This is a genomic window from Streptomyces sp. NPDC007945 (assembly GCF_042958885.1).
Taxonomy (GTDB): domain Bacteria; phylum Actinomycetota; class Actinomycetes; order Streptomycetales; family Streptomycetaceae; genus Streptomyces.
In genome coordinates, this window is sequence record NZ_JBIBJV010000003.1 from 394,940 (window position 1) to 417,311 (window position 22,372).

Consider the following 22,372-nt stretch of genomic DNA (forward strand, 5'->3'; position numbering starts at 1 on the left):
GGCGTCAGGCCACCCCCAGGCCCTCCCGGAAGCGGACGAACTGCTCCTCCGGGTCGCCCGTGTACGCCCACGGGACCCACGCGGCCCGCACGCCGAGCAGGCCCATCAGCTCCCGTGCCAGCTCCACCTGCCCCGCGTAACAGGCGGCGTGGGCGAGGAAGTTGAGCTCGCCCACCTCCTCCGGCCGGATCGGCAGGTCCGGGTCCCGGCCGCCGATCCAGCGGTCGTGGGTGCGCCGCAGCTCGGTCACCGCCAGCTCGTGCTTCCAGTGCTGGTCGAAGCCGCGCACCGGGCCGCGCCCCAGGGCGCCGTCCGCGATGTAGCGGTACTCCTCCACCCGCGCGACCTGCACCAGGACCGGCAGCGCCGAGCCGGGCGGCGCCACTCCGGCCGCGTCGCGGGCGAAGTCGTACATGGAGCCGTGGGTGCCGTGCCAACGGGCCGAGAGGTAGCGGAGGACCTGGACGTGGCCCTCGATGCTGTACGGGTCACGGCGGCGCAACTCGTCGAACCAGTAGCGCAGTTCGCGGCGCGGGACACCGCCCTCGTACAGCCGCGCCACCGACAGCAGCGACACCCACGGCATCGGGTCGGCGGGCGCGGCCTCCGCGGCGCTCCGGCAGGCGTCCACGGCCGCGTCGATCCTGGCCCGGTCGACGGTGGCGCCCCTCCCGGCGGCGATGGCCGCGTCGAAGACCCGCACCACCTCGGTCGCGGCCCGCAGCACCGCCGCGTCCGCGCTGTGCGGTTCGGCGGCCCGCCAGGTCTCGACGGTCGAGCTGCCGGCGGCGGCGTGCGAGAGCAGCCGGACGCGGTGGGTGCGGCGGGCCCAGTCGTCGCCGGTGGCGGCGAGCAGGTCGCGTACGCCCTGCCACCGGCCGATGACGATGTCGTGGCGGGCCTCCGTCAGCGCGCGGTCACCGAAGTCCGGGTCGAAGTCGGGCGTGAACCGCTCGCCGCGGGACCGCCGGAGGGCGCGTCGGCGTCCGCCCATGGGTCCTCCTTCCCTCACGAAGTGCCGGGTGTGGTCGTCAGAAGTCCGTGGCGTAGCTCTTGTCCCGCAGGCGCGCGCCGGGAGAGGTGGTGCCCTCGCCGGCGGCGGCGAGCGCGCGGCCCGCGTCCAGGCGGGCGGGGCGGTAGTAGTCGCTGCCGCGGCGCCAGTACACGGCCATCGGGACGAGACCGGCGGCGAGGCCGCCGAGGCCGATGGTGAGCGCGGTGGTGGACAGTTCGCCGAGCGATTCGACGAAGGCCCACAGCATGAACGCGGAGCCGAGCAGCGGCCACACCCCGCCGAGCAGCAGGTTCTTCGCCGACCGCAGCAGCAGCGACTTGTAGGCGACGACGGCGGCGAGACCGGCCAGGCCGTAGTAGAAGGCGATCTGGAGGCCGATCGCGGAGACCGCGTCCCGCAGGATCCGCTGGACGGAGCCGGCGGCCGCCGCGGCGGCGAAGAGGACGAGGGCGGCGGCGCCGACGGCGGCGATCGCGACCCACGGGGTGTTCCAGCGGCGGTGGACGAGGCCGAGGGCGGCCGGCAGGGTCCGGTCGCGGCCCATCGCGAAGAGCGAGCGGGTCACCTGGAGCAGGGTGGTCTCCAGGGTGGCGACGGTGGACAGGACCACGGCGACGACCAGCAGTCTCCCGCCGACGCCGGGCCAGATCTCCTCGCCGAGGACGGCGAGCACGTTCGGGCCCGCGTCCAGGATCCGGTCGGCGGGCAGCAGCACGTTCACGGCGACGGTGAAGGCGACGAAGAGGAGGAAGACGAAGCCGACGCCGACGAGGGCGGCGAGCCCGGCGGTCCGCCGGCTGTCGCGGGTCTCCTCGCTGAGGTTGCTGGTGACGTCCCAGCCCCAGTAGTAGAACGCGGCGATGAGCGCGCCCGCGGCGAAGCCCTCGGGACCGTGGAAGTGCCCGAGTCCGAACCAGGACCAGTCGAAGGCGACCGCCCGCCCCCGGTGCGCCACCGCCGCCAGGACGAAGGCGAGCAGGATGGCCATCTCGACGCCCGACATGAGGAGTTGGGCGCGGACGGTGAGCCGGGTGCCGCCGAGGACGACGCCGAGCATCAGCAGGAACCAGCAGGCGCCGACCGCCGCGGCCAGCGGGGTGGAGGAGGCGAGGTCGGGGGAGACGAGGGCGAGGGTGAGCGAGCCGGCGGGCAGCGAGCCCGCCACCATGAAGACGGTGGCGGCGAAGACCAGTGCCCAGCCGGACAGGAAGCCCAGGAACGGGTGGAGGGTGCGGCCCACCCACGAGTAGCCGGCGCCCGCGTTGACGTCGATCCGGCCGAGGCGCGCGTAGGCGAGGACGATGCCGAACATCGGTATCGCGCAGTAGAGGAGCGCGGCCGGTCCCGCGAGTCCGACGGCGCCGCAGAGGACGGCGGTGGTGGCGGCGAGCGAGTAGGCGGGGGCGCTGCCGGCGACGGCCATCACGATGGTGTCGAAGGTGCCGAGGACGTTGGGCTGGAGCCCTCTGCTCGTGGTCGTGCGCATGACGGTGTCCTCGGAGTCCTGGGGGGTGGGGAGTGGGGGTTCCGGACGACGGAGGGAGAACGGGAGGCGGCGGGTGCGGAAGGGGTGAACGGGCAGGGCGGAGCGGGGTGCCGGGCGGGCGGGTGCGACGGGCCTCGTGCGGGCGCGGGCAGGGGTGGGCAGGGGACGGGCAGGCCTGCGGACGCTGATCACATCGGGGCGGTCGAGCGCATCGTAGTCGCCCGGATGGAATCCGGTAACGGTGGCAGGAAGGTTCCGTTCCGTGACCGCCGGTAAGTCCTTCGATGCGCCCCTGATGGGGCGTTTACGGCCCGTCCGGGGGCAGTTCGGGGCCCGCGAAGGCGCGGGCCGCGCGGACCTCCTGGCGGAGCGGGGCGAGGATGCCGTCCTCGTCCCCGGGCAGTTCGGCGCGGACCGGGACGAGGACGTCGCTGGCGCGCAGTCCGTCGGCGAGTTCGCGCAGCTCGCGCGCCACCTCGGCGACCTCCGCCGGGTCGGGTGGCGGGGCGCCGTGCGCGACGCGGATGCGGGCGGCGGTGGTGGCGTCCACGATCCGCTCGACGGCGATGGCCAGCGGCCACCAGGCGGCGGCCCGGGTGCCGGTCGGCGGCGGTTCGGTGAGGGCCCGCTGGAACTCGGAGCGGACCACCGAAAGGTCCCGGTACAGCTTGCGGCGGGCCCGCAGCCGACGGCCGTCGGCACCGGGCCGGGAGGCACCGGCTTCGGGGACGCCGGTCCCGGAGGCACCGGTCCCCGGGGTGTCGGCGCCTGAGGCATCGGTCCCGAGGGTGTCGGCCCCCGGGGCGCTCGGACCCGGGGCGTCGGGCCGGAAGGCGAGGGCCACGTACGCGGCGGCGTCGGCGACCGCGTCGGCGAGCCGGTCCCCGATCCGGCTGTGCCAGGACTCCGGCCAGAGGAGGTAGCCGGCGACGAGCGCGATGGCGCAGCCGATGAGGGAGTCGTACAGGCGGGGCAGGACGAGGTCGAAGCCCTGCTGGTTGAGGGCGTCGGAGAGCAGCAGGATGACGGGGGTGACGGCCGCGGTCTGGAAGGCGTACCCCTTGGCGGAGAAGACCGGGATGAGCGCGGCGAGCACCGCCATCACCGGCACGTCCCACCAGCCCCGCGGCACCTCGGCGAGGACGAGGGCGGCGGAGACGAGGCCCAGGCAGGTGCCGAAGGCGCGGAGGACGGCGCGGGAGAAGACCGACCCGAAGTCGGGCTTCATCACGAAGGTGACGGTGAGCGCGACCCAGTACGAGCGGGGGACCGCGACCAGCGAGACGAGGGACTGCGCGAGGCCGATGCAGAGCGCCAGGCGCAGCCCGTACCGCCAGGAGGGCGCGGACACCAGCATCGTGCGGGTGGCGCGGCGGGCGCGGACGGCGAGGGAGGCGGGGCGGCCGAGTCGGTCGTCGATGTCGTGGGGGTGGGGGTCGGCCTCGCGGACGACGGCGGCGGCGTGCCGGAGCGCGTGCTCGACGGCCTTGTCGGAGGGCCGGTCCGAGGGAGGGAGGACCGGTGCGGCGGTGTCGGCGCGGCCGTTCTCCACGGCGTCGGCGAGCTCGCGGATCGTCGCGGCGACGGCCGGCGGCAGCGGCCCGTGGCGGCGGGCGCGGAGGTCGGCGGCGGGGGCGGCCTCCAGGAGCGGGATCAGCACGTTGAGCTGGGCGAGCAGCCGGGCCAGGGAGGAGGTGCGGCCGTGCTGGCGGGCGCGGCGGGCCAGGATCAGGTCGTACGACTGGTTCAGTGAGCCGGTCACCGCGTGGCGCCTCTCCTGGTACGCCTCCGAGCCCGCCGCCTCGTACAGGTCGGCGACCGTCCGGTAGGTGGCGGCGACCGCGGCCCGTTCGGGCGCGGCGCGGCGCAGCGGCCAGCCGAGCAGGGTGAGCGCGAGGACGACGAGCCCGCCGAGGCCGAGGAGGACGGGTGCCTTCCACCACGGGTCGGGCATCGGCAGGCCGGCGCCGACGACGGCGTTGAGGAGCAGGAGGAGACCGGAGGCGGAGGCGACGGCGCCGATCGAGGAGATCATCCCGGAGACGAGCGCGACGAGGGTGAGCGTGGCGACGGCCAGCCAGCCGTGGCCGAAGACGAGCGTGCCGAGGGTGACGCCCAGGGCGCCGAAGAGCTGCGGGACGGCGATGTTGAAGACGCGCATCCGGTAGGCGTCGGCGGTGTCGCCGATGACACCGGAGAGCGCGCCCATCGAGACGAGGGCGCCCTCGGCGGGGCGGTCCAGGACGAGGCCGGCGGCGAGCGGCAGGGAGAGCGCGAGGGCCGCGCGGACGGTGGCGGGCCAGGGGACGGGCGCGGGTTGCGGTCGCAGTCCGGCCGTCAGCCACGCCGGCGGCACCATCCGCCCCGTCCCAGAAGCCATGCCCCCAACCTACGTGGACCTGCCGGAGCCCGCCGCGCACGCGCCCCTCGGCGCGGGGCGCGGGCCGGGGCGGGTCAGTTCCGGTAGGACTCGACCTCGGAGGCCGGGCGGAGGGCCGCGGTGTCGGGGTCCTCGCCGAACTCGGACTTGGCGCGCCGCTGCCGGAGCAGGTCCCAGCACTGGTCGAGCCGGACCTCCAGGGCCGCGAGGCGTTCGCGCTCCTCGGGGAGGAGGCCGCCGGTGCGCCCGCGCAGGGCGCGCTCCTCCTCCACGAGCGCTCCGATGTCGTCGAGGATCTGCTCGTTGTCCATGCTCCCAGCGTCGCCGATCAGCGCCCTTCGTGCAGGTCGACATCGGCGAGGACGGCCCGGTGGTCGCTGCCGGGGAGGGGCGGGAAGCGGGTGGCGACCGGCGTGAGGGTGGGGGACGCGAGGACGTGGTCGATCTGGACGTACGGCGGCAGCGGGCCCTCCGCCGGCCAGGTGGGGGTGCGGGAGGCGCCGGTGACGTGGGCGGCGTCGACGAGGGAGCGGGTGGTGAGGAAGGCGCGGTAGGCGGCGTGGTCCTGGGAGGCGTTGAAGTCGCCGGCGAGCAGGAGGGCTTCGCCCGGCGGGCGGGACGCGACCTCCGCGCGGAGCCGGGAGAGTTCCGCCTTCCAGAGGTCCACCTGGCCGGGCAGCGGCGGCATCGGGTGCGCGAGCTGGAGGCGTACCGGCCGTCCCGCGATCTCGGCCGTGGCGCCCGGCATCCCCATCGTGGCGGGGACGGCGGAGCGGTCGCGGAGCGGGTAGGCGCTGAGGACGACCGAGCCCCGGGAGCCCTCGGCGTCCACCGAGGCCCGGTGCGGCAGCTGCCCGGAGAGCGCGGCGGTGAGGATCCCGGCGCAGCGGGGGTCGCACTCGGAGACGTACAGGAGCTGGGGCTTCTCGCGGCGGGCGAGGTCGACGAGGGAGCCGGTGGCCTGCCCGAACTCGACGTTGGCGGCGATCACGCGGATCCGCGCGACCGGCGGGCCGTAGGAGTGGACGAGCATCGGGGGGAGCGTCGTCCAGGCCGTGAACAGGAGGACGAGGACCGCGAGGAAGGCCAGCGGCCGGTGCCGCGAGGCCGCCGCGCACAGCACTCCCAGGGCGGCGGGGACGGTCAGCCAGGGCAGGAAGGAGAGGAGCTGGGGGACCGGGGTGACGCCGTCGGTGCCGTACGCCTTGCAGCCGGCGACGACCGCCGGGACGGCCAGGAGCAGTCCGGCGGCCCAGGCGGCCGCGCGGGTGCCGGGCCCGGGCCGGAGGGGTACGGGCGGGGGCGTCGTCCCCGCGAAGCGCGCCGGCAGGGGGTCGGGTGCGAGGGCTCGGTCCACTCCGTCAGTGTCGCAGGGCCCGTTCGATCTCCGCGGTCGTCGGGCCGGTCAGGGTCCGATTGCTGCGCGCGGTACCGGACTTGGAGGCTCCGGCGGGGACGCCGTCGACGGTGAGGACGACGGTGTCGAGGAAGGTGCCGTCGGCGTCCCGGAAGGTGACCAGGACCGTGTAGTCGGCGGTCGCGTCCTTCGGGTTGGCGGCGGTGACCGTGGCGACCGTGCGGTCCCCGTCGTCCGAGGTCGGTCCCGCGGTCACGTCGGCGGTGGCGTTCGCCCCGTCCTCGATCTCGTCCAGCTGCCGCTGCGCCGCCGAGGCGACCGCGGAGCCCGCCGAGGAGACGATGCCCCCGGCGGCCTCCGTGGCGGCCTCGCAGCCGGTGGTGGCACCCGCGGCGGCGCAGGTGGCGGCCAGGGCGAGGAGCGCGGCCCCGAACCGTCGGCGTCGTCGGCGGGTGCCCACGTCAGTACCGCTCGTGGCGGCCGTACCGGTCGTCCGTGGCCAGGGCCCAGATCACGAAGACCGAGACGGCCATCGAGAAGAGCGCCCACCACGGCTGGTAGGGGATGAAGAGGAACTGCAGGAGGAGGTTGAGGGAGGCCAGGGAGATACCGGCGACCCGGCCCCACTCGGCGCCCTTGAGGATCCCGTAGCCGGCGATCGCGACGATGATGCCGAGGATCAGGTGGATCCAGCCCCAGGTGGTGAGGTTGAACTTGAACACGTAGTCGCCGACGCGGGCGTAGACGTCGTCCTCGGCGATCCCGGCGATGCCCTGGAAGACGTCCAGGATGCCGGTGACGAGCATGAGGACGCCGGCGAAGAGCGTTCCGCCGGAGGACCAGGCCTCCGAGGTGCTCGACCTGGACGGTCGGGGGGCGGACTCCGGTCGCGGGGGTGTGCTGTTCTGGCTCATGGGCCCATCGTGGGATCAATAGGAACATTTCGGCCTTTCGATTGCTCCGAACGGGTGAGGTGTCCGCTCTTGCGTCCCTCGATCCCGGATAAGTAAAGTCCAGAATCATGAGGATGAACGAAGGCGTGGAGTGGGCGCTCCACAGCTGTCTCAACCTGGCCTGGATCGGCCCCGGTCGGGCGGTCACCGCCGCCCGCCTCGCGGCCTACCACGAGCTGCCCGCCGCGTATCTGAACAAGCAGCTCCAAGCGCTCGTCCGGGCCGGCATCCTCACGTCCGTCTCCGGACCCAAGGGCGGTTTCCGGCTCGCCCGCGGTCTCGACCGGATCACCCTCATGGACGTCGTCACCGCCCTGGAGGGCCCCGAAGAGGCCTTCCGCTGCACCGAGATCCGGCAGCAGGGCCCCGGCGCGGGCGCGCGACCGGGCGCCGGGCCCGCGGGCGGCCGCGCCCCCGAGTGCGCCATCGCCGGCGCGATGGGCCGCGCCGACCTCGCCTGGCGCCGCGAACTCGCCGCGCAGACCCTCGACTCCGTCCGCGAGCGCGCCGAACACCAGGCGCCGGACGCCCCGGACCGGATCCGGCGGTGGTTCGCGAACCTGGCGTGAGGCCTTGGCGCGAGGCCGACGGCGCGGCGGGCACAGCACCCTCCCACAAATTGACCCGGACATTCGATGTCGAGAAACAACCCGACGGGGAAGGAACCTCCGGCATGACCGATCAGCGCACGCTCACCAACCCGCCCGCCCTCCACGACCCCGCCCCCTTCGGCTACAGCCACGCCGCGTCCGCCCCCGGCGAACTCGTCTTCATCGCCGGGCAGTACGCCTCCGACACCGCCGGCGCCCCCGTCCCCGGCGACTTCGCCGACCAGGTCGCCCTCTCCCTCACCCGCCTCCGCCAGGCCCTCGAAGGCGTCGGCCTCGGATACGAGCACGTCGTCCGGCTCGGCTCCTACGTCGTCGACCACGACCTCGCGAAGCTGGAGGTCCTCGGCAAGGCGCTGCACGAGGCGTTCGGCGAGCGGCTGCCCGCGCAGACGCTCAGCGGGGTCGCCTCGCTCGCCCTCCCCGGCATGCTCTTCGAGATCGACGCGGTGGCCGTCCGCCCCGCCGACCCGGACGGCGCCGGTGGTCGGGACGGTGGCGCGGGGCGCTGATCCGACTTGCGGGACGCCGGTGGCGGGTGTGCCCTGGAGGGTGCAGCAGCAGGGGGGCGACACGAAGGAGCTCCTGCCATGGCCGCACACGCAGCGGTACCCGCACGGCGTTCCGTGGAGATGCACGGTGCCGTCCTGCCCGCCGTCATCGGCGTCCTCTACGGCCTCTGGGCCGCCACCGTCTCGCGGCACGGCGGGGCGCTCACCTGGGGCCAGCTCTGGCTCGGCATCGTCTCCGCACTCGCCCTCGCCGGCGCCCTGTGGGCGCTCCGCACCCACGGGCGGGCCCTGCCGCGCGAGGCGCGCGCCGCGGCATGGGGAGCGGTCACCGGCGGCGCGACCGGCTTCCTCTACAGCCTCTCCGGGGCGAGCGTGCTCTCGTCGAGCGGGCTCGGGCTCGCGGTCGCCCTCGTGGCCGGCGCGTGCGCGTACTACCTCTTCTACACGCACGAGGACGCCGCCGGACACCCCGCGCCGTACTGACCCGCGCCCGCGTCACCCCATCCACACCCACACCCACACCCGCGCCCCGCGCCGGGCACCCAGGGCCTCCCCCTCCGGACTGCGCCGCCGTCCGTCCCGCAGCAGACTGGAGGGGTTGCGGTCCGCGGAGGGAGGCACCAGGTAATGGGCGGAACGAACGGCGTCGCCGTGGAGACCGAGGGCCTGGTGAAGGCCTTCGGCGCCAACCGGGCCGTCGACGGCGTCGACCTGCGGGTCCCGGCCGGAACCGTGTACGGCCTGCTCGGGCCCAACGGGGCCGGGAAGACCACCGCCGTCAAGATGCTCGCCACCCTGCTCCGCCCGGACGCCGGGCACGCCCGCGTCTTCGGGCACGACGTCGTCGCCGAGGCCGACACCGTACGCGGCCGGGTCAGCCTCACCGGCCAGTACGCCTCCGTCGACGAGGACCTCACCGGCACCGAGAACCTCGTCCTCCTCGCCCGCCTCCTCGGCCACGGCCGCCCCGCCGCCCGCGACCGTTCCGCGCAGCTGCTCGACGCCTTCGGCCTCACGGACGCCGCCGACCGGCAGGTCAAGAACTACTCGGGCGGCATGCGGCGCCGCATCGACATCGCCGCGTCCATCCTCAACACCCCCGACCTGCTCTTCCTCGACGAGCCGACCACCGGCCTCGACCCGCGCAGCCGCAACCAGGTGTGGGACATCGTGCGGGCCGTCGTCGACCAGGGCACGACCGTCCTGCTCACCACCCAGTACCTCGACGAGGCCGACCAACTCGCTTCCCGGATCGCCGTCATCGACCACGGCAAGGTGATCGCGGAGGGCACCAAGGGCGAGCTGAAGGCCTCCGTCGGCGCGGGCTCCGTGCACGTACGGCTCCGGGACCCGGCGCAGCGGGCGGGGGCCGAACGGGTCCTCGCCACCGCCCTGAACGCGGCCGTCCAGCTCGACCCCGACCCGGTCGCCCTCACCGCCACCGTCAACGGCCACGGCACCGACCTCGGCGCCGCCGAACAGGCCGCGCGCGCCCTCGCCGAACTGGCCCGCGCCGGGATCACCGTGGACGACTTCGCGCTGGGCCAGCCCAGCCTCGACGAGGTGTTCCTCGCCCTCACCGACCGGAAGGGGCCGGCCGCATGAGCACCGGCACGTCCACGGAGACCGGCCAGGGGGTCGACTTCGTCGCGCCCCGCGCCGACGAACTCGCCGCGCTCCTGATCGCGAAGGAGCGGCCCGCCCGGCCCGGGGCGCTCGCCGCGTCGCTCACCTTCGGCTGGCGGGCCATGCTGAAGATCAAGCACGTGCCGGAGCAGCTGTTCGACGTGACGGCGTTCCCGATCATGATGGTGCTGATGTACACGTACCTCTTCGGGGGCGCGCTGGCCGGCTCGGTCTCGGCGTACATCCAGTTCCTGCTGCCCGGCATCCTCGTGATGTCGGTCGTGATGATCACGATGTACACCGGCGTCTCGGTCAACACCGACATCGAGAAGGGCGTCTTCGACCGCTTCCGCACCCTGCCGATCTGGCGGCCGGCCCCGATGGTCGGCTACCTCCTCGGCGACGTCGTCCGCTACCTCATCGCCTCCGCGGTGATGCTGAGCGTCGGCCTCCTCATCGGCTACCGGCCCGGCGGCGGGGTCCTGGGTGTGCTGCTCGGGGTGGCGCTGCTGCTGGTCTTCTCGTTCGCCTTCTCGTGGATCTGGACCATGTTCGGGCTGCTGCTGCGCAGCGAGAAGTCCGTCATGGGCGTCAGCATGATGGTGATCTTCCCGCTGACCTTCCTCTCCAACGTCTTCGTCGACCCGAGGACCATGCCCGGCTGGCTCCAGGCCTTCGTGAACAACAGCCCGGTGACGCACCTGGCGACGGCGGTGCGCGAACTGATGGCCGGCGGCCGGCCCGCCGCCGACATCGCCTGGTCGCTGGGGTGGTCGGTGCTCTTCGTCGCGGTCTTCGGCGCGGTGACGATGCGGCTCTACAACCGCAAGTGAGGGCGGGGCGCGGCGGGTCGACAGGCCCTAGGACCGGTCGCGGGGCGTCTTCTGCTGGACGGCCCAGCGGTTGCCGTCCGGGTCGGCGAAGTAGACGAACGAGCCCCAGGGCTGGTCGTCGATCTCGCCGACGTCGACGCCGCGGGCGGTGAGGTCGGCGTGGGCGCGCTCGATGTCGTCGACGACGACCTGCATGTTGTCGAGCGAGCCCGGGGCCATTTCGGTGATGCCCTTCCCGAAGGCGATCGAGCAGGCCGAGCCGGGCGGGGTCATCTGGACGAAGCGGATGTCCTCGCTGACGGTGACGTCGTGGTCCGGGTGGAAGCCGACGCGCTCGTAGAAGTCCTTGGCCCGGTCCACGTCGGTCACGGGCACGCCGATCAGTTCGAGTCTGATGTCCATGCCGGCATCCTCCGCCCTCCCGGCCCGTCCCGCCCCCCGTCGCCGCACCCACTCGCCCGACGGAGCGACGCCCACCCCTTGCGCCTGCGCCGTCGCCCCTGGGGGCGGGCGCGCCCGCCGTCGCTGTGGGCAGGCGTCCCGCAGGGCGATGGGGGTTAGGGGGTGGGGGCGCGGACCACGACCACGGGGCAGGGGGCGTGTTGGGTGACGTTGGTGGAGACGGAGCCGAGGACCGCCGCCTTGAAGCCGCTGTACCCCCGGTCCCCCACGACCAGCAGCTCCGCCCCCTCCGCCTGGTCGATCAGCGCCTGCGCCGCGTTGCCGGCGACGACGGTGCGGGTCGTCGCCGCCGCCTGCTCCGGCGTGAGCGCCTCCGCGAGCGACTGGTCGAGGATCTGCTCGGCGAGCCGCTCCGGGTCGAACTCCGGCGGCACGCCCGGCATCAGCGTCGCCCAGGACGCCGGGTACTCCCAGCTGATCACCGCGTGGAGCGAGTCCCCGGTGAGCGCGGCCTGCCGGGCCGCCCACGTCAGCGCCTTCAGGGACGGGCCCGAGCCGTCCACGCCCACCACGATCCTGCCGCCGGCCATCGCCGACCTCCGTCCGTCGTCGGGAGAGTCAAGGAGTGTTCAGGAGAATCCAGGAGACTCAAACCGTCACCAATTTAACAAATGGGTCATTCGAGCCTCAGGTCCGCCAGCTGCCGCTCGAAGGGGACGAGCTCCTCCTCGGCGTCCGGGCGGCTGTCCGCCGCCGCCGCGACCAGGTCCGCGAACTCCTCGCCGGCCCGGGTGATCCGGTGCGGCAGCCCCTCGGTGTACTCGTCGCCGCCCGTGCCCCAGTCCTCGGAGGCCGCGTAGACGGCGGTGGAGGAGACCCGGGCGCGCAGGTAGGCGAAGAGGGGGCGGAGGGCGTGGTCGAGGACCAGGCTGTGCCGGGCGGTGCCGCCGGTCGCGCCGAGGAGGACCGGCGTACCGGTGAGGGCCGCCGGGTCGACCAGGTCGAAGAAGGACTTGAAGAGGCCGCTGTAGGAGGCGGTGAAGACGGGGGTGACGGCGACGACGCCGTCCGCGCCCGTGACCTTCTCGATGGCCTCCTCCAGCGCCTCCGACGGGAAGCCCGTCACGAAGTTCTTCGCGATGTCCAGGGCCAGGTCACGGAGTTCGACGACCTCGACCTCGACGGCGTACTCCCGCTCGGCGAGCCGGTACCGGGCCGCCTGGGTGAGACGGTCGGCGAGCAGCCGGGTGGAGGAGGGGGAGCTGAGGCCTGCCGAGACGGCGACCAGCTTGAGCGTGCGCATGACCGCTTACGCCTCCTTCTTCTGTCGGGCGGTGGTGACGGCGGGGTGGAGCGGCGCCGTGGCCGGGACGCCGGCCGGGCGGAGGTTCGCGAACTCCTTGCGGAGGACGGGGACGACCTCCTCGCCGAGGATGTCGAGCTGCTCCAGGACCGTCTTCAGGGGCAGTCCGGCGTGGTCGACGAGGAAGAGCTGGCGCTGGTAGTCGCCGACGTAGTCGCGGAAGGACAGGGTGCGCTCGATGACCTCCTGCGGGGAGCCGACGGTGAGCGGGGTCTGGCTGCTGAACTCCTCCAGGGAGGGGCCGTGGCCGTAGACCGGCGCGTTGTCGAAGTAGGGCCGGAACTCGCGTACCGCGTCCTGGGAGTTCTTCCGCATGAAGACCTGGCCGCCGAGGCCGACGATCGCCTGCTCCTCGGTGCCGTGGCCGTAGTGCGCGTACCGCTGCCGGTAGAGCCGGACCATCTTCTCGGTGTGCTGCTTGGGCCAGAAGATGTGGTTGGCGAAGAAGCCGTCGCCGTAGTACGCGGCCTGCTCGGCGATCTCCGGGGAGCGGATGGAGCCGTGCCAGACGAACGGCGGGACGCCGTCGAGCGGGCGCGGGGTGGACGTGAAGCCCTGGAGCGCGCTGCGGAACCTGCCCTCCCAGTCGACGACGTCCTCCCTCCACAGCTTGTGGAGGAGCGCGTAGTTCTCGATGGCGAGCGGGATGCCCTGGCGGATGTCCTGGCCGAACCACGGGTAGACCGGGCCGGTGTTGCCGCGGCCCGTCATCAGGTCCACGCGGCCGTCGGCGAGGTGCTGGAGGGTCGCGTAGTCCTCGGCGATCTTCACCGGGTCGTTGGTGGTGATGAGCGTCGTGGACGTGGAGAGGATCAGGTTCTCCGTGCGGGCCGCGATGTGGCCGAGGAGGGTGGTGGGGGAGGACGGCACGAACGGCGGGTTGTGGTGCTCGCCGGTCGCGAAGACGTCGAGGCCCACCTCTTCGGCCTTGAGCGCGATGGCGACCGTGTTCTTGATGCGCTCGTGCTCGGTGGGGGTGCGGCCGGTGGTGGGGTCGGCCGTCACGTCGCCGACGGTGAAGATCCCGAACTGCATCGTGGTCACCTCTCGCGTTCCGAATGAATAGTTGAAGCTTAAATCATCTCGTCCAACGGTGCCACCCTCCCGTCTATTCCGCCCGTCCGTTCCACGGCCCGTACCCTGGACGCCATGACCGGGAAGACGCACGACAGCGAGAGCTGGAAGGAGCGGGGCGTGATGCTCCGCGTCTTCGTCTACGTCTTCGCCACCCACGCCTTCGCCGGCTTCGTCTGGATCCTCTTCCACGTGGGGCAGAACGCCCCGAAGTGAGGGCCGCCACGTGCCGTCCACCTGCGCCCCTCACGTAGAGTCCCCGACGTGAACGCTGCGATATCGGTGGTGTCGGTCGTCGGAATCGGCGCGGACGGCTGGGACGGGCTCCCCGAGGGCTCCCGCCGGGTCCTGCGCGCCGCCGAGGTGATCGTCGGCGGCCCCCGCCAGCTGGACCTCCTGCCCGCCGCCGAGTGCCCCGGCGAACGGATCGCCTGGCCGTCCCCGCTCCGCCCCGCCGTCCCCGGCCTGCTCGCCGCCCACGAGGGGCGCGCGCTCGCCGTCCTCGCCAGCGGCGACCCCTCCTTCTACGGGATCGCCCGCACCCTCACCGAGGCGACCGAGGCCGCCGGGGGCCGGGACCTCGACATCCACCCGCACCCGTCCTCCGTCTCGTACGCCTGCGCCCGCCTCGGCTGGCCCCTGGAGGCCGTCGACACCCTCTCGCTCGTCGCCCGCCCCCTCGACGCGCTCCGCGCCCTGCTCCACCCCGGGCGCCGGCTCCTCCTCCTCGGCGAGGGCCCCGAGACCCCCGCCCGGGTCGCCGCGCTGCTCCGCGAGGCCGGCTGGAGCGGCACCAGGATCCGGGTCCTCGAACAGCTCGGCGGCCCCGCCGAACGGCTCCTCGACGCCACCGCCGCCGACTGGCCGCACCCGCGCACCGACGCCCTCCACGTCCTCGCCCTCGACTGCGTCCGCGACCCAGGCACCCTCCGCCTCGGCGCCACGCCCGGCCTGCCCGACGAGGCCTACGAGCACGACGGGCAGCTCACCAAGCGGTACGTCCGCGCCGCCACGCTCGCCGCCCTCGCGCCCGCCCCCGGCGAACTCCTCTGGGACGTCGGCGGCGGCTCCGGCTCCATCGGCGTCGAATGGATGCGGACCCACCGCGACTGCCGGGCGATCGCCGTCGAGAAGTCCCCCGAACGGGCCGCGCGGATCGGCCGCAACGCCGCCGCCCTCGGCGTCCCGGCGCTGAAGGTCGTCACCGGACCCGCGCCCGACGCCCTGGCCGGCCTGGAGACGCCCGACGCGGTCTTCGTCGGCGGCGGACTCACCGCCCCCGGCCTGCTCGACACCTGCTGGGACGCGCTCCCCGACGGCGGCCGGCTCGTCGCCAACACCGTGACCCTGGAGTCCGAGGCGCTGCTGGCCCGCTGGTACGCCCGGCACGGCGGCGAGCTGATCCGGCTGGCCGTCTCCGCCGCCGTGCCCGTCGGCGGCTTCACCGGCTGGCGCCAGGCCATGCCGGTCACCCAGTGGTCCGTAACGAAGGGTTCAACGAACGCATGACCGTCTACTTCATCGGCGCGGGCCCCGGCGCCGCCGACCTCATCACCGTGCGCGGCGCCCGCACCCTCGCGGCCTGCGGGGTCTGCCTCTACGCCGGCTCCCTCGTCCCCGCCGAACTCCTCGCCGAGTGCCCGCCCGGCGCGAAGCTCGTCGACACGGCGAACCTGCACCTGGACGAGATCGTCGCCGAGATCACCGCCGCCCACGAGGCCGGCCAGGACGTGGCCCGGCTCCACTCCGGCGACCCGTCCGTCTTCTCCGCCATGGCCGAGCAGATGCGCCGGCTCGACGCCGCCGGCATCCCCTACGAGGTCGTGCCCGGCGTCCCGGCCTTCGCCGCCGCCGCGGCCGCGCTCAAGCGGGAGCTGACCGTCCCCACGGTCGGCCAGACGGTCATCCTCACCCGCGTCGCCCAGCAGGCCACCCCCATGCCGGAGGGCGAGGACCTCGCCACCCTCGGCCGCAGCGGCGCCCTGCTCGTCCTCCACCTCGGCGCCCGCTACGCCGACCGGATCGTCGCCGAACTGATCCCCCACTACGGCGCCGACTGTCCGGCCGCCGTCGTCGCCCTGGCCAGCCGGCCCGACGAACTCGTCCTGCGCGGCACGCTGGAGGACATCGCCGGCCAGGTGAAGGAGGCCGGCATCACCAAGACGGCCGTCATCATCGTCGGCCGCACGCTCGCCGCCTCCGAGTTCCGCGACAGCCACCTCTACGACCCGGCCCGCGACCGCCACACCTGCTGAACCGCCCCCGGCACACGGCGGGGCCCCGGGAAGTCCGATCCCCGGGGCCCGCACGGCTCGACCGACGGCTCAGGCGTTGGGCCGCTTGCCGTGGTTCGCCTTCTTCTTCTTGCGCGCCCGCTTCTTGTTGCCACGCTTCGCCATGGGACTCCCTCTCTCGCGGGGTTACGTCGGGGCAAGCCTAGGTTCGGGGGCGATGCGCCGCATGTCGGCGCCACCCCCTTCAATGGGAACCATGACCGTCTACGACGTGGCCCGGGCGCTGCCGGGCATCAAGGGACTGCGCGACCACTCCCGGGGCCTCGCGATGCTGGACGCCGTACTGAGCCCCGCGTGGGAGGGCCGGTACTACTCCTTCGACGCCCACTGGTCCGAGACCGAGCAATTGGCGTCGATGAAGGACGGTCAGGGCGGCGAGTACACGATCGTCCTCTCCCCGGCGGGGGCCTTCGCCCGCGTCTTCGACCACGAGTCGCCGCTGAGCCCGTACGGGCCTCTCGCGGACGGCGCGACCTGGCCCGGCGTGCTCGACGGCGTCCCGGAGGCCTTCCGCGAGTACCTGACTGAGCCCGCCTTCCTCGACGAGGACGACGTCCACGTCACCACCGCCTGCCTGTGGCGCGAGCCCTCGGACACCGCCTGGCACACCGGCCCGGTCGCCTTCCCCGGCCTGGAGGACCACCCGGACCCGGACGGCTCCCACAGCCTCCTCCGCCTCCTCGTGGACCGCACGGCCGAGGCCTACGCCGCATGGGCCTCCGAGTATTACGAGACCCCCGTCGACCTCGACGCCGTCCGTCACGTCCTGGCCCTGCGACCGCTGACCCCGGAGGTCGTCGCCTCCCTCAACGCCGGGGTGACGCTCGCCGACCTGGCCGAGGACGTCGCCGAGGTCGGCTACCCGGTCGTGGACGGCTGACCGGCGGACCCGCCCCCGTGCCCCGCTCCCGGCCCCGCCGGCTCCGCGCGGCCCACCACGGTGCCCGCGCGGTCGATGCAGATCACGTCGACCGCCACCGGGGCGCCGCGGAGGACCGCGAGGGCCTCGTCGCGGGCGCGGGCGGCCACGCGGTCGCCGAGGGGGACCCCGGCCGCCTCGCAGAGCCGGAGGGCGGCCAGGCCCGTGTTGGCGGCCGCGACCTCCGCCGTCAGCGCGGCGGACCCGCCGGCCTCGCGGACCAGGTCCGCCAGGAAGCCCTTGTCGACCTGGGAACGGGCCGAGTGCAGGTCCAGGTGGCCGGCGGCCAGCTTGGAGAGCTTCGCGAAGCCGCCGCAGATCGTGAGCCGGTCGACGGGGTGGCGGCGGACGTACTTCAGGACGGCGCCGGCGAAGTCGCCCATGTCGAGGAGGGCGATCTCCGGCAGGTCGTACAGCTCCGTCACCGTGCGCTCCGAGGTGGAGCCCGTGCAGCCGGCGACGTGTGTGAGGCCGCCCGCGCGGGCCACGTCGACGCCCCGGCGGATGGAGTCGATCCACGCCGAGCACGAGTAGGGGACGACGACGCCGGTCGTGCCGAGGACCGACAGGCCGCCGAGGATGCCGATGCGCGGGTTCCAGGTCGAGCGGGCGATCTCCGCGCCGTCGTCGATCGAGATCGTGATCTCGACGTCCCCGGGGGCGCCGTGCGCCGCCGCCACCGCCGCCACGTGCTCCCGCATCAGCCGCCGCGGCACCGGGTTGATCGCCGGCTCGCCGACCTCCAGGGGCAGACCCGGCAGCGTGACCGTGCCGACGCCCTCGCCCGCGCGGAACACCACGCCGGAGCCCGGCGGCAGCAGCCGCACCGTCGAGCGGACCACCGCGCCGTGGGTCACGTCCGGGTCGTCGCCCGCGTCCTTCACCACCGCCGCCATCGCCGCGCCCGCCGTCAGCGACTCGGCCGTGAGCGCGAACGACGGCGTCTGCCCCTTCGGCAGGGTGATCGTCACCGGGTCCGGGAAGTCGCCGGTGAGCAGCGCCGTGTACGCGGCCGTCGTCGCCGCCGTCGCGCACGCGCCGGTCGTCCAGCCGGGCCGCAGACCGGTGTGCTTGAGTTGGGCCTCGCGCCCGCCGCCGGTACTCACGAAGGGGCTCCTATGCACGTACTCATTCTCGGAGGGACGACCGAGGCCCGCGTCCTGGCCGGGCTGCTGCACCCCCGCGCGCGGGTGACCAGCTCCCTCGCCGGGCGGGTCGCGGAGCCCCGGCTGCCCGCCGGAGAGGTGCGGATCGGCGGCTTCGGCGGCGCCGAGGGCCTGGCGGCGTGGGTGCGGGAGCAGGCCGTGGACGCGGTCATCGACGCCACCCATCCCTTCGCCGAGCGGATCAGCTTCAACGCGGCCCGGGCGGCCGCCACCGCCCATGTTCCCCTGCTGGCGCTGCGCCGCCCCGGGTGGGTCCCGGAGGACGGCGACGACTGGCGCGACGTGGCCTCCCTGGAGGAGGCGGCCCGCGCCCTCGACGGCTTCCGGCGGGTGTTCCTCACCACCGGCCGGATGGGGCTCGCCGCCTTCGCCGACCGTCCCGAGTGGTTCCTCGTGCGGTCCGTGGACGCGCCCGCCGCGCCGATGCCCGCGCGGACCGAGGTCCTCCTCGACCGGGGGCCGTTCACCCTCGACGGCGAACGCGAACTGATCGCCCGCCACCGCGTCGACGTGCTCGTCACGAAGGACTCGGGCGGCGCCGCGACCGCGCCCAAGCTCACCGCCGCCCGCGAGGCGGGCATCCCGGTCGTCGTCGTCCGCCGCCCGCCGGTCCCGGAGGGCGTCACCACGGCCGCCGACCCGGAACGGGCGGCGGAGTGGGCCCTGTCCCGCTGACCGGAGGTCCTCCGCCGTCGGGTGCCCGACGGCGGAGGACCCGGGGCGGTCAGCCGTAGCGCCTCGGGGTCCAGGCGATCGTGCGGCCGTCGCCGCGTTCGACCGCGCGGGTCTGGGAGGAGCCGATCAGCAGGAGGGTGCGCATGTCGACCTCGGAGGGGTCCAGGGTCTTCAGGGTGAGGACGCGGACGGACTGCTCCGGGCCGCCGACGTCGCGGGCGACGACGACGGGGGTGTCGGGGGAGCGGAGCTCCAGGAGGAGGTCGCGGGCCGCCGCCACCTGGTGGGTGCGGGACCTGGACCCCGGGTTGTAGAGGGCGAGGACCAGGTCGGCGTCGGCGGCGGCGCGGAGCCGGGCCGCGATGACGTCCCAGGGCTTGAGGCGGTCCGAGAGGGAGATCGTCGCGTAGTCGTGGCCGAGCGGGGCGCCGGCCGCGGCGGCGGCGGCGTTCGCGGCGGTCACCCCGGGCAGGACCCGTACGGGCACGTCCGCGTACGCCGGCTCGCAGGCGACCTCCAGGACGGCCGTCGCCATGGCGAAGACGCCGGGGTCGCCGCCCGAGACGACCGCGACGTGGTGGCCGCGGCGGGCCAGGTCGAGGGCGAACTCGGCCCGCTCCGACTCGACCTTGTTGTCGGAGCCGTGCCGGATCTGGCCGGGGCGCAGGACCGGGACCCGGTCGAGGTAGGTGGTGTAGCCGACGAGCACGTCGGCGTTGACGAGCGCGCCGCGCGACTCGGGCGTCAGCCAGGGGGCACCGGCCGGACCGGTGCCGACGACGGTGACCTCGCCCGTCTCCCGCACGGGGTTGGGCCGGTCGACGCGGGAGGGCAGCACGGCGACCGAGAAGTACGGGACCGTCGACGGGTCCACGTCCGCCAGCCGCTCCGTCCGCTCGCCCGCCATGAACGCCCGCTCCACGTAGTGCGCGTCCTCCAGGCGGCCGGCCCGCTCCAGGGCGCGCCGCACGGCGGGGAAGGTGCGGCCGAGCTTCATCACGACCGCCGAGTCGGTGCCCGCGAGGCGGGCCGTCAGCTCGTCCTCCGGCAGGGTGCCGGGGATGATCGTGAGGACCTCCTCGGCCTCGCACAGCGGCTCGCCGAGCCGGGCGGCGGCGGCGCTGACGGAGGTGACGCCGGGGATGACGGTGGTGTCGTACCGGTCCGCGAGCCGCTTGTGCATGTGCTGGTAGGAGCCGTAGAACAGCGGGTCGCCCTCGGCGAGGACGGCGACCGTGCGGCCCGCGTCGAGGTGGGCGGCGAGCCGGGCCGCGGCCTCCTCGTAGAAGTCGTCGAGCGCGCCCCGGTAACCGCCGGGGTGGTCGGTGGTCTCCACGGTGAGCGGGTACACGAGCCGCTCCTCGACGTGGTCCTCGCGGATGTGCCCGGCGGCGATGGAGCGCGCTATCGAACGGCCGTGGCGGGCCGAGTGGTAGGCGATGACGTCGGCCTCGGCGATCGCCTTCACGGCGGCGAGGGTGAGCAGTTCGGGGTCGCCGGGGCCGAGGCCGACGCCGTACAGCTTGCCGGTCACGGTGCTCATGCCTGGATCTCCGGTTCGTGCGCGAGGGCGTTGAGGGCGGCGGCGGTGATGGCGCTGCCGCCGCGCCGGCCGCGGACCACCAGGTAGTCGAGGCCGAGCTCGTTGGCGGCGAGGGCGTCCTTGGACTCGGCGGCGCCGATGAAGCCGACGGGGATGCCGAGGACGGCGGCCGGCTTCGGCGCGCCCTTCGCGATCATCTCCAGGAGGTGGAAGAGGGCGGTGGGGGCGTTGCCGATGGCGACGACGGAGCCTTCGAGGCGGTCCCGCCACAGTTCGAGGGCGGCGGCCGAGCGGGTGGTGCCCAGTTCGGCGGCGAGCGCCGGCACGGCCGGGTCGGAGAGCGCGCACAGCACCTCGTTGTCGGCGGGCAGCCGCTTGCGGGTGACGCCGGAGGCGACCATCTGCGCGTCGCAGAGGATGGGGGCGCCGGCCCGCAGGGCGGTGCGGGCGCTCGCGACGACCCCGGGGGAGTACGCGATGTCCCGGACGAGGTCCGTCATGCCGCAGGCGTGGATCATGCGGACGGCGACCGTGGCGAGGTCGCCGGGCAGCCCGCCGAGATCGGCCTCGGCGCGGATCGTGGCGAAGGAGCGGCGGTAGATCTCGGCGCCGTCCTTCTCGTACTCGTACATCCTCAGCTCTCCATCGGTTTCGTACGGGCCGCCGCGACGGCCTCGGCCAGGGCGGTACGGGGGACGGGGACGCCGTCCAGCAGATACGTGTCGGGGTCGAGGGCGGTGACCTCGATCCGGGCACCGTGCGGATGACCGCAGCGGCGCTCGCAGCCGGAGTAGTGCACGGGCAGCGGCCCGCCCGGCGCGCGCGCCGCGTCCGCCCGCACGTCGGCGAGGGACTTGGCGCAGCCGGGGGCGCCGGTGCAGGCGGTGACGCCGGTGCGGGGGTCGGCCGGGTCGGTGACCAGGCCGTGCGCGGCGAGCGCGGGGAGCCGGTCCGCGGACGGGCCCACCACGACGACCCCGCGCCACGGGGTGAGCCGCACCTCGTCCGCGCCCTCGGCGAGCGCCCGCAGCCGGCCGGCGGTCAGCCGGCCGAGGGGGGCGAGGACGTGCAGGGCGCGGTCGCCGAGCGGGCCGGGTGCGGGCGGGAGCGGGGCCGGGGGAGGGGAGAAGGAGGGTACGGGCTCCGCGCCGATCCCCGCCCTGGCCAGGGCACCGGCCCAGTCCGGACGCTGCCCGGCCGGGAGTTCGCGCGGTCGCCAGGCCCCGTTCCCGGCGGCCTCGGCGGTGTCCAGGAAGGCGAGCGCGCAGACGAGGGCGGCGGAGACGGCGGGGACCGCTCCGGTTCCGGCGGCGGTGCCGGTCTCGCCGGCGGGCGCGGCTCCGGCGCGGCCCGGGGCCGGGGGCGCGGCGGGCAGGCGGAAGGTCTCCGTGCCCGCCGTCAGGAGCACGGCGCCGTCCGATGCTGCGATCAAGGTCACATCGCCGCCGAGGCCGGCGACGTCGCCGCGGCCGTCGTCGAGGGCGAAGAGGAAGCGGCCGGAGAGGGCCGCCGCGCGCGGCTCCGCGCAGAGCGCGGCGTCCAGGGCGCGGGCCCACAACTGCACGTCGGCGTGGCCGAGTCCGTCGAGTCCGGCGGCCGGGGAGGCGACGATGTTCCGGACCCGCTCGTGGGTGGGGGAGGGCAGCAGGCCCGCGTCGGCGAGGAGCGCGGCGAGACCGGCGCCGCAGCCGTCGCGCAGGCCGCGCAGCTCGGCGTTGCCGCGCGAGGTGACGGAGAGGCACCCGTCGCCCATCCGCTCCGCCGCGTCGGCCAGGACACTCACCTGACGTGACGTCAATCGACCTGCGGGCAGGCGGAGTCGGGCGAGGAGCCCGTCGGCGGCGGCGTGCAGCCGGAGCGCCCCCGGGCACGCGTCGCCACGGTCCCTTATCGGCGCTTCGCCCGGTTCGGGCGGGGTGGTCGGGGTCGGCGGCATGGCGGCGAGCATACCCACGGGGAACCGGGCGGCCGCCGAGTGTGATCCGGCCGACTCTCCGGCCCCCTCCGGCCCGCCGACGGCACGCTTTACTATGCAGATCGGCATGGGGTCCCAGGACCCCGGGGAGGAAGCCCGGTGAGATTCCGGCGCGGTCCCGCCACTGTGAGCCCGTACCGGCGACGGCACGGGTGAGTCAGGAACTCCTGCCGTCCATCGACCACCCGGGG

The 22,372-nt window shown here is 74.6% G+C and carries 26 protein-coding genes and 1 riboswitch; of the genes, 10 read left to right on the plus strand and 16 right to left on the minus strand.

What is annotated here, in order from left to right:
* Positions 1-4: 4 nt before the first annotated feature.
* From ACFZCF_RS12560 to ACFZCF_RS12590, 7 genes are all read right to left on the minus strand, one after another.
* Positions 5-994: a hypothetical protein gene (locus ACFZCF_RS12560; protein ID WP_388442713.1), complete on the minus strand. Its 990-nt coding sequence runs from the start codon at positions 992-994 to the stop codon at positions 5-7.
* Between the two features lie 37 nt (positions 995-1,031).
* Positions 1,032-2,501, minus strand: coding sequence for an amino acid permease (locus tag ACFZCF_RS12565; protein WP_391286464.1), 1,470 nt, complete (start codon positions 2,499-2,501; stop codon positions 1,032-1,034).
* A gap of 304 nt (positions 2,502-2,805) precedes the next feature.
* The gene (locus ACFZCF_RS12570; protein WP_391286466.1) at positions 2,806-4,881 is read right to left on the minus strand and encodes an FUSC family protein; all 2,076 of its coding nucleotides are present in this window, start codon (positions 4,879-4,881) and stop codon (positions 2,806-2,808) included.
* Between the two features lie 74 nt (positions 4,882-4,955).
* Positions 4,956-5,192, minus strand: a complete 237-nt coding sequence (locus ACFZCF_RS12575) for a DUF2630 family protein (RefSeq protein ID WP_360602797.1) — start codon at positions 5,190-5,192, stop codon at positions 4,956-4,958.
* A 17-nt stretch (positions 5,193-5,209) separates the two neighbouring features.
* Positions 5,210-6,238, minus strand: a complete 1,029-nt coding sequence (locus ACFZCF_RS12580) for an endonuclease/exonuclease/phosphatase family protein (protein ID WP_391286469.1) — start codon at positions 6,236-6,238, stop codon at positions 5,210-5,212.
* 4 nt (positions 6,239-6,242) lie between these two features.
* Entirely contained in the window at positions 6,243-6,698 is a 456-nt protein-coding gene (locus ACFZCF_RS12585; protein ID WP_391286471.1) for a hypothetical protein, read from the minus strand.
* Position 6,699: 1 nt separating this feature from the next.
* Positions 6,700-7,152 carry a hypothetical protein gene (locus ACFZCF_RS12590; RefSeq protein WP_391286472.1) on the minus strand — a complete coding sequence of 151 codons (453 nt, stop codon included), beginning with the start codon at positions 7,150-7,152 and terminating at the stop codon, positions 6,700-6,702.
* A 113-nt stretch (positions 7,153-7,265) separates the two neighbouring features.
* Between ACFZCF_RS12590 and ACFZCF_RS12595 the strand changes: the two genes are divergently transcribed.
* The 5 genes from ACFZCF_RS12595 to ACFZCF_RS12615 all read left to right on the plus strand — a co-directional run bounded on the left by ACFZCF_RS12595 (position 7,266) and on the right by ACFZCF_RS12615 (position 10,770).
* Entirely contained in the window at positions 7,266-7,760 is a 495-nt protein-coding gene (locus ACFZCF_RS12595; RefSeq protein ID WP_388442730.1) for an RrF2 family transcriptional regulator, read from the plus strand.
* Positions 7,761-7,864: 104 nt separating this feature from the next.
* A complete protein-coding gene (locus ACFZCF_RS12600; RefSeq protein ID WP_391286475.1) occupies positions 7,865-8,311 on the plus strand; it encodes a Rid family hydrolase in 447 nt (148 codons plus the stop codon).
* A 78-nt stretch (positions 8,312-8,389) separates the two neighbouring features.
* Positions 8,390-8,794, plus strand: coding sequence for a hypothetical protein (locus tag ACFZCF_RS12605; RefSeq protein WP_388442733.1), 405 nt, complete (start codon positions 8,390-8,392; stop codon positions 8,792-8,794).
* Between the two features lie 144 nt (positions 8,795-8,938).
* Positions 8,939-9,916 (plus strand): ATP-binding cassette domain-containing protein, encoded by a 978-nt coding sequence (locus ACFZCF_RS12610; protein ID WP_391286477.1) that lies wholly within the window; start codon positions 8,939-8,941, stop codon positions 9,914-9,916.
* Entirely contained in the window at positions 9,913-10,770 is an 858-nt protein-coding gene (locus tag ACFZCF_RS12615) for an ABC transporter permease (RefSeq protein WP_391286479.1), read from the plus strand. Before ACFZCF_RS12610 ends, ACFZCF_RS12615 begins: the two co-directional genes overlap by 4 nt.
* A gap of 27 nt (positions 10,771-10,797) precedes the next feature.
* Here the strand turns inward: ACFZCF_RS12615 and ACFZCF_RS12620 are convergent, their stop codons facing one another.
* The 4 genes from ACFZCF_RS12620 to ACFZCF_RS12635 form a co-directional block, all read right to left on the minus strand.
* Entirely contained in the window at positions 10,798-11,172 is a 375-nt protein-coding gene (locus ACFZCF_RS12620; protein WP_388442742.1) for a VOC family protein, read from the minus strand.
* 155 nt (positions 11,173-11,327) lie between these two features.
* Complete coding sequence (locus tag ACFZCF_RS12625; RefSeq protein WP_388442744.1) at positions 11,328-11,762, minus strand: universal stress protein; 435 nt, start codon at positions 11,760-11,762, stop codon at positions 11,328-11,330.
* 86 nt (positions 11,763-11,848) lie between these two features.
* Positions 11,849-12,475 carry a CE1759 family FMN reductase gene (locus ACFZCF_RS12630; RefSeq protein ID WP_391286482.1) on the minus strand — a complete coding sequence of 209 codons (627 nt, stop codon included), beginning with the start codon at positions 12,473-12,475 and terminating at the stop codon, positions 11,849-11,851.
* Between the two features lie 6 nt (positions 12,476-12,481).
* The gene (locus ACFZCF_RS12635) at positions 12,482-13,570 is read right to left on the minus strand and encodes a CE1758 family FMN-dependent luciferase-like monooxygenase (protein ID WP_391286485.1); all 1,089 of its coding nucleotides are present in this window, start codon (positions 13,568-13,570) and stop codon (positions 12,482-12,484) included.
* Between the two features lie 114 nt (positions 13,571-13,684).
* On the opposite strand from ACFZCF_RS12635, the gene ACFZCF_RS12640 reads away from it, so the two are divergent.
* The 3 genes from ACFZCF_RS12640 to cobM are packed head-to-tail and all read left to right on the plus strand — an operon-like array spanning position 13,685 to position 15,864.
* Positions 13,685-13,825 carry a DUF6126 family protein gene (locus tag ACFZCF_RS12640; RefSeq protein WP_388442753.1) on the plus strand — a complete coding sequence of 47 codons (141 nt, stop codon included), beginning with the start codon at positions 13,685-13,687 and terminating at the stop codon, positions 13,823-13,825.
* A gap of 48 nt (positions 13,826-13,873) precedes the next feature.
* Positions 13,874-15,118, plus strand: a complete 1,245-nt coding sequence (gene cbiE, locus ACFZCF_RS12645; protein ID WP_391286488.1) for a precorrin-6y C5,15-methyltransferase (decarboxylating) subunit CbiE — start codon at positions 13,874-13,876, stop codon at positions 15,116-15,118.
* Positions 15,115-15,864 carry a precorrin-4 C(11)-methyltransferase gene (gene cobM, locus ACFZCF_RS12650; RefSeq protein WP_391286490.1) on the plus strand — a complete coding sequence of 250 codons (750 nt, stop codon included), beginning with the start codon at positions 15,115-15,117 and terminating at the stop codon, positions 15,862-15,864. Before cbiE ends, cobM begins: the two co-directional genes overlap by 4 nt.
* Positions 15,865-15,933: 69 nt before the next feature.
* Here the strand turns inward: cobM and ACFZCF_RS12655 are convergent, their stop codons facing one another.
* On the minus strand, positions 15,934-16,008 hold the full coding sequence (locus ACFZCF_RS12655) for a 50S ribosomal protein bL37 (protein WP_099895366.1): 75 nt from the start codon (positions 16,006-16,008) through the stop codon (positions 15,934-15,936).
* A 91-nt stretch (positions 16,009-16,099) separates the two neighbouring features.
* Between ACFZCF_RS12655 and ACFZCF_RS12660 the strand changes: the two genes are divergently transcribed.
* Positions 16,100-16,783, plus strand: a complete 684-nt coding sequence (locus ACFZCF_RS12660) for a hypothetical protein (protein WP_391286492.1) — start codon at positions 16,100-16,102, stop codon at positions 16,781-16,783.
* On the opposite strand, the gene ACFZCF_RS12665 is transcribed toward ACFZCF_RS12660, so the two are convergent.
* Complete coding sequence (locus ACFZCF_RS12665; protein WP_391286494.1) at positions 16,762-17,928, minus strand: cobalt-precorrin-5B (C(1))-methyltransferase; 1,167 nt, start codon at positions 17,926-17,928, stop codon at positions 16,762-16,764. The genes ACFZCF_RS12660 and ACFZCF_RS12665 overlap by 22 nt on opposite strands.
* 12 nt (positions 17,929-17,940) lie before the next feature.
* Here ACFZCF_RS12665 and ACFZCF_RS12670 point away from each other — a divergent pair, with 12 nt between their 5' ends.
* Positions 17,941-18,663 carry a cobalt-precorrin-6A reductase gene (locus tag ACFZCF_RS12670; protein WP_388442766.1) on the plus strand — a complete coding sequence of 241 codons (723 nt, stop codon included), beginning with the start codon at positions 17,941-17,943 and terminating at the stop codon, positions 18,661-18,663.
* A 49-nt stretch (positions 18,664-18,712) separates the two neighbouring features.
* On the opposite strand, the gene ACFZCF_RS12675 is transcribed toward ACFZCF_RS12670, so the two are convergent.
* Genes ACFZCF_RS12675 through ACFZCF_RS12685 form a run of 3 tightly spaced genes read right to left on the minus strand, consistent with a single transcriptional unit; the run spans position 18,713 to position 22,154 of the window.
* Positions 18,713-20,206 carry a precorrin-2 C(20)-methyltransferase gene (locus ACFZCF_RS12675; RefSeq protein WP_391286496.1) on the minus strand — a complete coding sequence of 498 codons (1,494 nt, stop codon included), beginning with the start codon at positions 20,204-20,206 and terminating at the stop codon, positions 18,713-18,715.
* Positions 20,203-20,838: a precorrin-8X methylmutase gene (locus ACFZCF_RS12680; protein ID WP_388442772.1), complete on the minus strand. Its 636-nt coding sequence runs from the start codon at positions 20,836-20,838 to the stop codon at positions 20,203-20,205. Before ACFZCF_RS12680 ends, ACFZCF_RS12675 begins: the two co-directional genes overlap by 4 nt.
* 2 nt (positions 20,839-20,840) lie before the next feature.
* A complete protein-coding gene (locus ACFZCF_RS12685) occupies positions 20,841-22,154 on the minus strand; it encodes a cobalamin biosynthesis protein CobG (RefSeq protein WP_391286499.1) in 1,314 nt (437 codons plus the stop codon).
* Positions 22,155-22,241: 87 nt separating this feature from the next.
* A riboswitch (cobalamin riboswitch) is annotated at positions 22,242-22,367 on the plus strand.
* The last annotated feature ends 5 nt before the right edge of the window (positions 22,368-22,372 follow it).

Bases quoted from the DNA above. Each gene is read 5' to 3' on its own strand.
- ACFZCF_RS12570 (WP_391286466.1), bottom strand. From the start codon at position 4,881: ATGGCTTCTGGGACGGGGCGGATGGTGCCGCCGGCGTGGCTGACGGCC.
- ACFZCF_RS12675 (WP_391286496.1), bottom strand. From the start codon at position 20,206: ATGAGCACCGTGACCGGCAAGCTGTACGGCGTCGGCCTCGGCCCCGGC.
- ACFZCF_RS12615 (WP_391286479.1), top strand. From the start codon at position 9,913: ATGAGCACCGGCACGTCCACGGAGACCGGCCAGGGGGTCGACTTCGTC.
- ACFZCF_RS12670 (WP_388442766.1), top strand. From the start codon at position 17,941: ATGCACGTACTCATTCTCGGAGGGACGACCGAGGCCCGCGTCCTGGCC.
- ACFZCF_RS12575 (WP_360602797.1), bottom strand. From the start codon at position 5,192: ATGGACAACGAGCAGATCCTCGACGACATCGGAGCGCTCGTGGAGGAG.
- ACFZCF_RS12610 (WP_391286477.1), top strand. From the start codon at position 8,939: ATGGGCGGAACGAACGGCGTCGCCGTGGAGACCGAGGGCCTGGTGAAG.
- ACFZCF_RS12600 (WP_391286475.1), top strand. From the start codon at position 7,865: ATGACCGATCAGCGCACGCTCACCAACCCGCCCGCCCTCCACGACCCC.
- ACFZCF_RS12685 (WP_391286499.1), bottom strand. From the start codon at position 22,154: ATGCTCGCCGCCATGCCGCCGACCCCGACCACCCCGCCCGAACCGGGC.
- ACFZCF_RS12635 (WP_391286485.1), bottom strand. From the start codon at position 13,570: ATGCAGTTCGGGATCTTCACCGTCGGCGACGTGACGGCCGACCCCACC.
- ACFZCF_RS12620 (WP_388442742.1), bottom strand. From the start codon at position 11,172: ATGGACATCAGACTCGAACTGATCGGCGTGCCCGTGACCGACGTGGAC.
- ACFZCF_RS12630 (WP_391286482.1), bottom strand. From the start codon at position 12,475: ATGCGCACGCTCAAGCTGGTCGCCGTCTCGGCAGGCCTCAGCTCCCCC.
- ACFZCF_RS12590 (WP_391286472.1), bottom strand. From the start codon at position 7,152: ATGAGCCAGAACAGCACACCCCCGCGACCGGAGTCCGCCCCCCGACCG.
- ACFZCF_RS12565 (WP_391286464.1), bottom strand. From the start codon at position 2,501: ATGCGCACGACCACGAGCAGAGGGCTCCAGCCCAACGTCCTCGGCACC.
- ACFZCF_RS12625 (WP_388442744.1), bottom strand. From the start codon at position 11,762: ATGGCCGGCGGCAGGATCGTGGTGGGCGTGGACGGCTCGGGCCCGTCC.
- ACFZCF_RS12680 (WP_388442772.1), bottom strand. From the start codon at position 20,838: ATGTACGAGTACGAGAAGGACGGCGCCGAGATCTACCGCCGCTCCTTC.
- cobM (WP_391286490.1), top strand. From the start codon at position 15,115: ATGACCGTCTACTTCATCGGCGCGGGCCCCGGCGCCGCCGACCTCATC.
- ACFZCF_RS12640 (WP_388442753.1), top strand. From the start codon at position 13,685: ATGACCGGGAAGACGCACGACAGCGAGAGCTGGAAGGAGCGGGGCGTG.
- ACFZCF_RS12595 (WP_388442730.1), top strand. From the start codon at position 7,266: ATGAACGAAGGCGTGGAGTGGGCGCTCCACAGCTGTCTCAACCTGGCC.
- ACFZCF_RS12660 (WP_391286492.1), top strand. From the start codon at position 16,100: ATGACCGTCTACGACGTGGCCCGGGCGCTGCCGGGCATCAAGGGACTG.
- ACFZCF_RS12605 (WP_388442733.1), top strand. From the start codon at position 8,390: ATGGCCGCACACGCAGCGGTACCCGCACGGCGTTCCGTGGAGATGCAC.
- ACFZCF_RS12560 (WP_388442713.1), bottom strand. From the start codon at position 994: ATGGGCGGACGCCGACGCGCCCTCCGGCGGTCCCGCGGCGAGCGGTTC.